This window comes from Mesorhizobium xinjiangense, from assembly GCF_009749525.1.
Classification (GTDB): domain Bacteria; phylum Pseudomonadota; class Alphaproteobacteria; order Rhizobiales; family Rhizobiaceae; genus Mangrovimarina; species Mangrovimarina xinjiangensis.
Map to the genome: position 1 here is coordinate 34,226 of NZ_WOAC01000035.1, position 10,995 is coordinate 45,220.

Here is a 10,995-nt window from a genome sequence, read left to right on the forward strand (position 1 = left end):
GGTATTGGGACGAATAAATAGACAGCCTCGATGGTCGAGATGGGGACGCGTTGCGGTCGGTGCAATCAGGCCTAATCGGCTCAAAGCTGCGAATTTGGCCAACTTGCGGAACAATCAGAGAACCTTATGGCTTGCCCTGTGCGGGCAACAGCATGACAACGTTCTCAGCGGTAAATTTGAAACCTCTGCGGTCGGGAATTCGCTCAGCGGAGATCGGATAGCGGGGCCGCTCTGAGTCGATGCCGGTAATCCGGAAAATCTCACCTCCGGTCCGGAATTCCCGTTCAAAGTCGGACGGCTGCAAACCGTAGTGCTCTGCGAGGATCTCGAACCTTTCCTTTTTCGAGATTGAATGCCGTTCCGTCGGAAGCGGGAACGCTGACGCGGAACACAGGTTCGAAGGAGAAGCCGGTGTCCATGCCACGCCAACCGGCACTTTCGACAACCAGGCCGTGGTTCGCGACAACTTTCCGGCAAGTCTTGGGCATGCGGGACAGGATTTCTTCGCATGCAGCCGGCGTCAAGCGAGTTGTGCGCTTGTCCTTCGTCATTTCGTTCGCCGTGCGCGCGGTTCCATTTTCTTGGTCGTTTCCACCAACCATTCGGTGGCCCCGGGCGTCCCCTGCCAGGCTTTGCCATACTCCTCGACGTAATACGCCGCCTCAACCTTGCCGCCCATGGTGATGTAGCCGTCCTGGGAAGCCATGATGTCGCTTGGCACATCTGCGAAGAAGCTGTCGACCTGCGAGCTCGGGCTATCATATTTTCGGCGGCGCCGCGAGGGGTCCCCCTATCCCGATCAATCCCCTACGATTCAGATCAATGGGAAAAGGCTCTAATTAACTGCCAAGTGACACCCGCCGCGACGCTCACTCCAGTCGCACGATGTGACCGGTCGCCGGATCACCGCCACGAGCGGCGAGTTCGGCGATCACCGCCGCCGCCCCCTCAAATCCCTGCGCCATCGCAACCCGCACCCAAGGCTGCGATGCATTGATAATTCGATCGAAGAAGCGGGCCTGCGCGTGGTTGTAGCGTTCCGTGACCGCGGCGGGGCCCCAGTCCGCATTGCGCTTCCTGATCTGTACCGGCGCGAAGTAGAATTCGGGTTTCGGCCCCGGCAGATCGGTTTCCCGCAGTAACTCGTGATTGACCGAAGATCCTGCGTAGCAATCGTAAGTCAGCGAAGCGCCGAAATGTCGATGCGCACACCTCCGCAGAGCTGCGTCGCCGGAGAAATCGACATATACGGTTGCAGCATCAGGATCGAGCGTTTCCAGCCGGTCGTAGGAAAGCACCGTGCCGTAACAGCCGAGTTTGTGCGCGAAGCCCTCGTTCCGCGCAGAAGTCAGGCCGATAAGTTCGAGTTCTGGCATGACGGCAAGGCAATAGGCGGTTCCGTAAGCCGTCTTGCTTGATGCACTCGAGAAGACGATGCGCCGGGCGCCGAAGAAGCCATTGTCCTCAAGGAAGTCGGCGAGCATGAACGAGGTCAGAAACAGCGGCCTGTAAAGAGCCTGCAGGTCTTCCAGTTCGGGTGCGTAGGCCGGATCGTTCGAGCAACGCGTGTACTGATTGTATGCGGAGGTCAGACGGCGACGATGATCGGCCCCGTCATAGAAACCACGTGGCGTGACGCGTTCCGCGCGCATTAGCACCAGGCTGGCGATCGGAAAATAACCGTAGAAGCGTTCGCCGACGGCAATCCCGGGCGCCTGGGATGCAACGACGTCGGCGAAGCCCCAGACCGGCATCTGCCCCCAGCCGTCCCTTCCGGTCGGGAAGAAGTCCCAATAATTCATTGCCTCTCCGAAGGCCGCATAGGTTATATTGTTCGTCGTGAGCGCGAACCTGTCCACCTTCAGGGCCACGTCGCCTGTTTCGACCGGCGTCGTCGATGTGCAGTCGAGTTCGGTATGGCCCAGGTCGGTCTTGCTGGTCAGCAGGCGTGTCGTCGTCATTGAATGCAAATTCATCGGTTCCTCGCGGTCGGCTCGGGGGATTTTCCCGTGAATCCTAGCAGAACCCGCGGTTCGGCGCGTTCGGATCGCGCGAAGACTGAATTGCAGCAAGGTAAGTCCTTGCCAAAGCCGCACAAACGGCCATCGCAGAATCGCGCGCGCTTCACCGTCGAGGCGATATATGACGCCTACGTTCGGATATGGCGTCGCGAGGGCCAGACCGCCGTCACCACGCGTGCCGTCGCGGAGGAAGCCGGCTTTGCCGTCGGCACACTCTATGAGTACTTCCCCAACAAGACGGCCCTTCACTCCGGCTATGTTCGCTTCACCATCGATTGGCTGCTGGCGCGGATCGACCGCGACGTGATCGCCGCTTCATTCCCGACCTGGCGCCATGGCGTACATCGCCTTGTCGGTATCACCTGCGGCCACGAGCCAGACCAACCCTATTTCGACATGGACATGCTCGACCTGGTGAACGCTGTCGCGGAGCCTTGGCACCATACCCGCGTCTTCGAGGAACTTGCAGAGAAGTGGAGTGCCGCCATCCACGGATGGGCCGATATTCCCAGGTCGCCGACAGACGAGACGATTGAGGCTCTGGTAATCGCTGTATGGGGCGCCCGGCGCTATGCTCTGCTCGTCGATCCGGACAATGAAAGGATCTCCGGATGGACGGAGCAACTGACGCGCCTTTGCCTTCTGACCCTCGAGCCGGACTGAGGTGTTACGTCAAGGCCAAGTTCGTCCCCACCGAGGGCGAGAGCGAGCGCGGCCCCGACTTCCGCATCTTCGCCGGCGCGACGGATTATGCGTAGCTCGGGATTATGCGGAGTCGCGAGCTGACGGCCCCGGCTTTTCTGGGTTTTGTAGCTGTGTCGCTCCGCATAATCTCGACCATTGAGCCGCTCCTCCTCGCACGTTGTCCGCCTTAAGCCCGAGCGTCCTTTGGTCTATGTTGTCTTGTGACCTGGTACCTTGAGCGTGAGTTGCGACTTTGGTGGATGAAAAGGATGTTTCGAAGGAAGTCGCGCGCATCCGGCAGCGGCTAGCCGACCTGGATGCGGAGCGGACGGCGCTTTCGCGCGAATTGGAAACGCTGGAGCAAACACGGATTTCCGATAACGGTGCCGCCGGACAACCCTCTTTTGCCGATGCCCCTGTCACCAACAACTCGTCATCGGCCGAGAAGATCGTGCTGTTCCGCCGCCTGTTCGCTGGGCGCCCAGATGTCTTTCCGGTTCGATGGGAAAACAGAAAGACGGGAGGTTCAGGATATTTGCCGGCATGCTCGAACGAGTGGGCGAAGGGGATTTGCGGCAAGCCGAAGGTGAAATGCGGGGAATGCCCGCATCAGGCATTCGTCCCGCCATCCGAGGACATCATCGAAAAGCATCTGCGCGGAGGAAATGTCCGCTCCGGTGACTTCGTCGCCGGGGTGTATCCATTGCTGCATGACGAGACGTGCTGGTTCCTCGCCGCCGACTTCGACAAGGAAAGCTGGGCGGATGACGCAAGGGCATTATTGGATACCTGTCATGCGAAAGGAGTTGCCGCCGCGCTGGAGCGATCGCGGTCGGGGAACGGCGGCCATGTCTGGATATTCTTCTCCGAGCCTGTGCCGGCAAGGATCGCCAGGCAGATGGGGGCCGCCCTGATCACGGAGACGATGGAAAAACGCCCAGAGATCGGCCGCACTTCCTATGATCGCTTCTGGACGATCCGAGCTTCCCGGCGCCGATCTACGCCAGCCTGGTCGAAGCCGAGGACGGAAAGTCACAGAACCTCATCTGGTCCCGCCGCAACGGTCACTAGTACCGAAGGCCGAAACCGCCCCGCTCCTCCGAGCGGGGCTTTCTGCTTAACTAGACGGAGCTCCGTAGAATGGCCTCGACGTGCCGTTGCTCTATGAATTATCTATAAAACATGAGCACAGCCAAATCAGACACCATCGCAGCACAGATCAGCAGGACGCTGGCCAATCGGATAATCGCTGGCGAGATCGAGGCTGGCGCGAAGTTGCGGCAGGACCACATCGCCGAGGAATTCGGCGCGAGTCATGTCCCAGTGCGCGAAGCGTTTCGCAGGCTGGAGTCGCAAGGCTTGGTCGTCAGCGAACCGCGCCGGGGCGTGCGCGTCGCCGGCTTCAGTCCCGACGAAGTGCGGGAGGTGGCAGAGATGCGCGCAGCGCTCGAAGCCCTGGCGCTGCGCAACGCCGTTCCGCACATGACCAAGGCCATTCTCGATCAGGCGGAGGAAGCGAACCGGGCCGGAGACCGTGCGCGTGACGTTCAGGCGTGGGAAGAAGCCAATCGCAATTTCCATCGCATTATCCTGACCCCCTGCGGAATGCCGCGTCTGCTCAAGGCTATCGACGATCTGCACACGGCCAGCGCCCGTTTCCTGTTCTCGGGCTGGCGTGCGGAATGGGAAGCTCCCACTGATCGGGATCACCGTGCGATCCTCGACGCCTTGAGGGCTGGACAGGCTGAAATGGCGGCTTCCGTGCTTGCGCGTCATGTCCAGACGATCGGGCAGAGAAAGCCAAAATAGGCGACCACAGTTCGTCTAGCTCCCGCCCAGAAATGGTGCCGCGCGCATGGCTATTGCTATGACCGTATTTCTGTGGATTCCTTTAGCGATAGATTCTTTAAATTATCTATTATCTGCGAAGGAGACAGCATGAGCAATGTGGCCATGAGACCCATCGAAAACCGATTTGCGCTTTCGGCGTTGACCATCATCGCCGGCACGGCGCTGATGGCCCTTGCCGCCAAGGTGCAGATTCCATTCTGGCCGGTTCCGATGACACTGCACACGATGGCGGTGATGGGCTCCGCCGTGGCGTTCGGACCGCGCATCGCCGTTCCCATCTTCCTCGCCTATCTGGCGGCCGGCGCTGTCGGCCTTCCGGTCTTCTCCGGTTCCCCGGAGCGCGGCATCGGTCTTGCCTATATGGTCGGCCCTACGGGCGGCTATCTCCTGGGCTACCTCATCGCCTCATGGCTGGTCGGCATGCTGGCGGCCGGCAAAGGCACGCTCGGACGTGTCGGCGCGATGCTTGCCGGAATGGTGCCGATCTATGCAATCGGCATGGCCTGGCTTGCCGTTTACGTTCCGGTCGGCCAGCTCCTTGCTGTTGGCCTCCTGCCATTTCTCCTCGGCGATCTGGTCAAGATCGGTGTCGTGGCGGCGGCAAGCACCATTTTTCCCTCCTCCTTTGCCCGCCTTCGGAGCAAAGCCGAATGAGCACGGCCGATGGAACGATCCGGCACGACTGGACAACTGACCAAATCGTCGCCCTGCATGAGCTGCCTCTGCTTGAGTTGGTCGGGCGGGCCAATGCGGTCCATCGCCTGCACAATGATCCGAACAAGGTCCAGAAGGCGAGCCTGCTATCGATCAAGACCGGCGGCTGTCCCGAGAACTGCGCCTACTGTCCGCAATCGGCGCATCACCGCGAGGTGGAGATGACCCGCGACAAGCTGATGGACCCGGCAAAGGTGATTGCTTTGGCTGCGACCGCCAAAACGGCCGGCGCGGAACGCTTCTGCATGGGCGCGGCATGGCGGCAGGTGCGCGACGGCAAGGGATTCGATGCGGTCATCAAGATGGTCGAGGGCGTGCGCGCCCTTGGCATGGAAGCCTGTGTCACGCTCGGCATGCTGAAACCACATCAGGCCAAACGCCTCGCAGCCGCCGGCCTTACGGCCTACAACCACAATCTCGATACCAGTCCCGAGTTCTACGGCCGAATCATCACCACCCGGACCTATGAGGACCGGCTAGAGACACTCGCAACCGTCCGCTCCTTCGGCATTGAGCTATGCTGCGGCGGCATCATCGGCATGGGCGAGACGATCCGCGATCGGGCTTCGATGCTGCACGTCCTTGCGACAATGGACCCGCATCCTGAAAGCGTGCCGATCAACGCGCTCGTTCCGGTCGAGGGCACGCCGCTGGCGAACCGGCCGCGCGTAGATCCGCTGGAGCTGGTGCGTATGGTGGCAACAGCCCGCCTCATCATGCCGGCCTCGACAGTGCGGCTTTCAGCGGGACGTTCTGCCCTCAACCGCGAGGCGCAAGTGCTCTGTCTCATAGCAGGCGCAAATTCGGTCTTCTACGGCGACACGCTGCTCACTACGCCAAACTCCGGGATCGGCGAGGATGCCGAACTATTCGCCGCGATCGGTGAACCGGATCGCGCCTGCATGTCCGCGTCTGCCGCGTGAATAATTCTGGAGCGGCAGCTATGAACGCTATTGCCGCTCCAGTGGTCTACGAAAGGACTGCCTCCTATCGGGCAGGATCGCTAAGGGCGCTGCCCTCGCGCGGCGCAAGGGATCGCTGACGCTCAGCCGGACGTCACCGCCAGCCGTCGTAATCTTACCAACGGCCGGCGGTCTGATCGCGCTCTCAAGTTGCGCCTATACTTGCATATCTCGATGGTCTCTCCGCTTACACCCTTGGACGTGGTGGGGATTGGGCGGCGTCAGTTCGGCTTCACCGAGGTATCGCCCAGCACCACACCCTTGGCGGCCTGTTCGATCACGCCGGCGACAGCCTCTGACTGGGTGAAGAAGATCACGTGACTGCCCTTCACCTCGGTCGTGACTGCACCGATGCGATTGGCAGTGCTGCGAAGCAGTTCGGGTGCAATCGCACCGTCCTCAGTCGCCACGACGTACCAGCTTGGCCTGGTCTTCCAAGCCGCCGTGGTCACCTTGGCTTCAAGCGCTTTCATTGCGATCGGCACCTGGGAGTCGCGCAGAAATGCGGCGTCAGAATTGTCAGTGTCCCCGGCAAAGCCATCTTTGAACGTCTCAGCGTTCAAAAACGCAAAGCCATCTGGCTGCACATCGGGCTGAAAGTTCGGCGGAGGAGGAACCTCGGCATACTGGTCCAGCGTTGACTGGCCGACCTCCGGTGCGAATGCGGCCACGTAAACGAGCCCCGCTACATTGGGAGCGTCGCCAGCCTCCGTGATTACGCTACCGCCATAGGAATGACCAACGAGGATGGCCGGCCCATTCTGCCGGGCAAGCACGCGGCGGGTTGCAGCTACGTCGTCTTCAAACGACGTGAGCGGGTTCTGGACGATCGATACTTTGTAACCACGGCTGGTCAGTCGGTCGTAGACGCCGCGCCATCCGGCTCCGTCGGCGAAGGCGCCATGGACGAGAACAATGTTGTGGACAGGCTCACTCTGTGCCTGGGCCGCAGTTGCCGAAAGCGTCAGCGCACTGGCGGCGATCGCGAGGGATTTGATCATGGCAGTCTCCAGTTGGAATTGTTGTTGATAGGACAATGATCATTTAATCCCGAGCAGCATTCTTGATTATCGGGCAGAATCGGACATCAATGTCTCGAAATTGGAGACAATTAAAATCTTCTGGAGGACTCCTATGCTGCGCGACTTCAGCGATACTGCTGCCTTCGTGAAGGTCGTACAGGAGGGAAGCTTCACCGCGGCGGCACGCGTGCTTAAGGTGCCCAAGACGCGGATCAGTCGAAAGGTGCAGGAGCTTGAATCGCGGCTCCAGATACAGCTCCTCAATCGCACGACGCGCAGCCTGAAGCTCACCGAAGCGGGAGCGGTCTATTTCCAGCACTGCGAGCGACTGGTTAAGGATCTCGAGGATGCCGAAAACGCAGTGGCAGAGTTGCAGCAACATCCGCGCGGCTGGCTCCGAATCACGGCACCATACTGGTTGGCAACGCGTGTCCTCACGCCGCTGCTGACCGAGTTTCGCCGATTCTATCCGGAGGTTTCGCCCCAATTGCTTCTCGGGCACGAGGTCGTCGACCTGGTCAACAAGGACATCGACGTCGCCTTGCGGCTCCAGGAAGGCAGCCTACCCGATTCGACGCTGACGGCGCGGCGCCTCGGCGTGCTACCGATGAGTATCTACGCCGCGCCCTCGTATCTGGAACGTGCAGGAACGCCACAGCATCCGGCGGAGCTGGCGGACCATTCCTGCCTGTTGACCGAGTTCTATTTCAACCGGCCAGTGGTGGCATGGCCGTTGTCGAACGGAGCCGAGCGATCACTATTCGGAGTGCGGCCAGTGGCCGTGGCCAGCGATCCAGAGGCACTTCACGCGTTTCTTCTAGCCGGAGTCGGCTTGTTGATGACGAACGACGTGCGCGTCAAATCGGACGTTGCCGCAGGCAATCTGGTTCGTGTCCTGCCCGAATGGGCGGGGCCGAAGCCAACCCTATATGCCATTCGGCCAGGAGGCCGGGTTCAGCCCCCTAAGGTCAAGGCATTCCTGGACTTTCTCATACCGCGTCTAGATCTGAAGAGGATTGATGGCCAAGGGAGCCAGCCCTGAGGCGGCACCAGCCGCATTCTCTATCACATCGATTGTTTTCAATTATAGGACAATCATTCCCGATCAGGCGCGCTAATCAAGCTTCCTCAAAGGAAGTACACCTCCATTGTCACAGAAATCGCCACTTGCCGCTCGCCGAGTGGACAACCTTTGGAGGAAGCAATGACGACGCGCAGGTCTTTCTTGCAAGCCGGTCTTGGATTTTTCACGATCTCTGCCGCAGGTGCTTTGACTACCCGAAACAGCCGCGCGGCTGCGCCCTTCGCCAGGACGCAAGCGCCGGCTTTCTATCGCATGATGGTCGGGGATTTCGAGGTTACCGCTCTCTCCGACGGCACGTTGCCCGTGCCGTTGGAGAACCACTTCAACAACACCACTCCCGATCATATCGACGCCATCTTTAGATCGGTTTTCCTTCGATCGCCGGTCGATCTTTCGGTGAACGCCTATCTGTTCAATACGGGCTCGAAACTGGTTCTGGTCGACGCTGGCACTGGCGAATTGCTGGGGTCAAGATTGGGGCATCTGGTTACCAATCTCCGCGCCGCCGGCTACAAGCCTGAACAGATCGACGACGTCATTCTCACTCATATACACGCCGATCACTCCGGAGGCCTGACCATTGGCGGCAAACCGGTATTCGCCAATGCTTCACTGCACGTGAACAGGCGGGACGCGGAATACTGGCTCGACCCCGCAAATCTCGAGAGCGCGCCTGAGGCGGCCAAGAGTTCGTTTCGCGAGGCGACCACATCGCTGAAACCCTACATCGAAGCCGGCCGCCTGCACGCCTTTGCTGACAATGCCAGCCCGGTACCTGGCTTCGGATCCATCCTTCGCCCCGGCCATACGCCCGGCCACAGCTCCATCGTCGTCGAGAACACGGGCGAAACCTTCGTCGTTTGGGGTGACATCGTCCATGGCGATGCCGTCCAGTTCGATGAGCCGAACATCGCCATTGATTTCGATGTCGACTCAGAAGCCGCGGCCACCACACGCCGCCGGGCCCTCATCCATGCCGCCGAGCAAGGCTACCTTGTGGCAGGGGCCCATCTTCCCTTTCCCGGCATCGGCCATGTTCGCACCGACAGCGACGAGTTCGACTGGGTGCCGGTGAACTACAGCGCCGGCGGGTAATCGATCACCCGTTCCCCCGGAAACGAATCTGGCTTCGGACCCATGGCGGCGCCATCGACCGGTTGCGGCAATGAAGGCCTTTATCGCCTGCGCCATTCAGAGTCCGGCGGCCGAGGAACCACCGCGGACATGAAATCCGATCGTATCCAACAAAGGAGCAAGCCATGACTACTGAATCGAAGCAAGAGCACGAGAACGCACATTCCGTGTCTCGGCGGCGCGTTCTCGTCGCCGGCGTAGGAGCAGCCGCATTACCATTTCTTGCGTCTACCGCCGGCGGAGCCACCGGATCCACCTCGCCTCTCACACCCCCTGCACAAGGAGCAACAACCATGACTACCATCACCACCTCCGACGGCGTCGACATCTACTACAAGGACTGGGGCAAGGGTGCCCCCGTCATCCTCAGCCACGGCTGGCCGCTTAACGCTGATAGCTGGGAATCCCAAGCCTTCCACCTCGCCTCCAATGGGTTCCGCGTCATCACGCATGACCGTCGCGGCCATGGTCGCTCCAGCCAGCCTTGGGACGGCAATGATATGGACCACTACGCCGACGACTTGGCGGAACTGATCGAGAAACTCGATCTTGCGGACGTTTCGCTATTCGGTTTTTCCACCGGCGGTGGGGAGATCGCGCGTTATGTCGGTCGTCACGGCACCGCACGGGTCGCCAAACTCGGGTTGATCGCGGCGGTGCCACCGCTCATGGTCAAGACCGAAGCCAACCCCGGCGGCCTGCCGATCGAAGTGTTCGACGGGCTCCGTGCGGGAAGCTTGGCCGACCGCTCGGCTCTTTACCGAGACCTCGCCAGCGGCCCGTTCTTTGGCTTCAACAGGGCCGGCGCCCAGGCCTCTCAGGGCATGATCGACTCATTCTGGCGGCAGGGCATGCAGGCCGGCCACAAGAACGCTTATGAGTCGATCAAGGCGTTCTCGGAGACCGACTTCACCGAAGATCTTAAGAAATTCGACCGGCCAACCCTGATCGTCCATGGCGACGACGACCAGATCGTTCCGATCGATGCCGCTGGGCGCGCCTCGGCGAAGTTGGTGCCCCACGCGGCGCTGAAGGTCTATTCAGGTGCACCGCACGGCCTGGCCGATACGCACAAGGACCAGCTCAATGCAGATATGCTCACGTTCCTGAAGTCGTAGTACTAATGGCCGGACCGGCATCCATCGGTCTGCCTTTCGACAACGGCCAGGTCCACAGGCGGAGAAGGGGCCGGAGAGATCGTGCGCACCCTGACCACACCAGGCTGAAGGTGCGCAACTTAGTCGTCCCTTTGAATCGAGCGTGCAGGATCGGAACTGTGGTGGTCCCAACCATGCCGGATGTACCGAGGGTCTAAGAGTCGGTTTCGAAACTCATGATGATCGAGCCAATCGGCGAATGATCAGCATGGCAGATGCGGCGTAGAGGAAGGCTGCGGCGGAATTGACGGTGGCCTCGAAGTCCTTTGCCAGCCGTCTGTTACGATTGATCCAGGCGAAGAACCGCTCCACCACCCACCGCCTTGGCAGAACGACGAAGCCGACCTGATCCGGCTTTTTCCTGAC

At 60.5% G+C, this 10,995-nt stretch carries 12 protein-coding genes and 2 pseudogenes; 9 read left to right on the forward strand and 5 right to left on the reverse strand.

The annotated features are described in order from the left end of the window. Positions 1-284: 284 nt before the first annotated feature. The 3 genes from GM909_RS26180 to GM909_RS24310 form a co-directional block, all read right to left on the reverse strand. The gene (locus GM909_RS26180; protein WP_235912064.1) at positions 285-551 is read right to left on the reverse strand and encodes a hypothetical protein; all 267 of its coding nucleotides are present in this window, start codon (positions 549-551) and stop codon (positions 285-287) included. Continuing rightward, positions 548-706: a hypothetical protein gene (locus GM909_RS24305; RefSeq protein WP_157020067.1), complete on the reverse strand. Its 159-nt coding sequence runs from the start codon at positions 704-706 to the stop codon at positions 548-550. Before GM909_RS24305 ends, GM909_RS26180 begins: the two co-directional genes overlap by 4 nt. Before the next feature lie 163 nt (positions 707-869). After that, positions 870-2,096, reverse strand: a complete 1,227-nt coding sequence (locus GM909_RS24310; RefSeq protein WP_198174392.1) for a DUF2855 family protein — start codon at positions 2,094-2,096, stop codon at positions 870-872. Here GM909_RS24310 and GM909_RS24315 point away from each other — a divergent pair. From GM909_RS24315 to bioB, 6 genes and pseudogenes are all read left to right on the forward strand, one after another. Next, the gene (locus tag GM909_RS24315; RefSeq protein WP_198174393.1) at positions 2,082-2,684 is read left to right on the forward strand and encodes a TetR/AcrR family transcriptional regulator; all 603 of its coding nucleotides are present in this window, start codon (positions 2,082-2,084) and stop codon (positions 2,682-2,684) included. The genes GM909_RS24310 and GM909_RS24315 overlap by 15 nt on opposite strands. 472 nt (positions 2,685-3,156) lie before the next feature. Next, positions 3,157-3,618, forward strand: a pseudogene (locus GM909_RS26550) (TOTE conflict system archaeo-eukaryotic primase domain-containing protein); the annotation flags it as partial. 56 nt (positions 3,619-3,674) lie between these two features. Next, positions 3,675-3,776 (forward strand): annotated as a pseudogene (locus GM909_RS24330) (DUF736 family protein); the annotation flags it as partial. A 111-nt stretch (positions 3,777-3,887) separates the two neighbouring features. Further along, entirely contained in the window at positions 3,888-4,514 is a 627-nt protein-coding gene (locus GM909_RS24335; protein ID WP_157020074.1) for a GntR family transcriptional regulator, read from the forward strand. A gap of 129 nt (positions 4,515-4,643) precedes the next feature. Further along, the gene (locus tag GM909_RS24340; protein ID WP_157020076.1) at positions 4,644-5,210 is read left to right on the forward strand and encodes a biotin transporter BioY; all 567 of its coding nucleotides are present in this window, start codon (positions 4,644-4,646) and stop codon (positions 5,208-5,210) included. Continuing rightward, the gene (gene bioB, locus GM909_RS24345) at positions 5,207-6,193 is read left to right on the forward strand and encodes a biotin synthase BioB (protein WP_157020078.1); all 987 of its coding nucleotides are present in this window, start codon (positions 5,207-5,209) and stop codon (positions 6,191-6,193) included. Before GM909_RS24340 ends, bioB begins: the two co-directional genes overlap by 4 nt. Before the next feature lie 260 nt (positions 6,194-6,453). Here bioB and GM909_RS24350 read toward each other — a convergent pair whose 3' ends face one another. Then, the gene (locus GM909_RS24350; protein WP_157020080.1) at positions 6,454-7,233 is read right to left on the reverse strand and encodes an alpha/beta fold hydrolase; all 780 of its coding nucleotides are present in this window, start codon (positions 7,231-7,233) and stop codon (positions 6,454-6,456) included. A 133-nt stretch (positions 7,234-7,366) separates the two neighbouring features. Between GM909_RS24350 and GM909_RS24355 the strand changes: the two genes are divergently transcribed. From GM909_RS24355 to GM909_RS24365, 3 genes are all read left to right on the forward strand, one after another. Beyond that, positions 7,367-8,296: a LysR family transcriptional regulator gene (locus GM909_RS24355; RefSeq protein ID WP_157020082.1), complete on the forward strand. Its 930-nt coding sequence runs from the start codon at positions 7,367-7,369 to the stop codon at positions 8,294-8,296. A 162-nt stretch (positions 8,297-8,458) separates the two neighbouring features. Next, positions 8,459-9,433 (forward strand): MBL fold metallo-hydrolase, encoded by a 975-nt coding sequence (locus GM909_RS24360; protein ID WP_157020084.1) that lies wholly within the window; start codon positions 8,459-8,461, stop codon positions 9,431-9,433. A 164-nt stretch (positions 9,434-9,597) separates the two neighbouring features. Further along, positions 9,598-10,590, forward strand: a complete 993-nt coding sequence (locus GM909_RS24365) for an alpha/beta fold hydrolase (protein ID WP_157020086.1) — start codon at positions 9,598-9,600, stop codon at positions 10,588-10,590. Between the two features lie 213 nt (positions 10,591-10,803). Here the strand turns inward: GM909_RS24365 and GM909_RS24370 are convergent. Next, positions 10,804-10,995, reverse strand: a 192-nt coding sequence (locus GM909_RS24370; RefSeq protein ID WP_157020088.1) for a transposase, incomplete at its 5' end; no start/stop codon positions are given.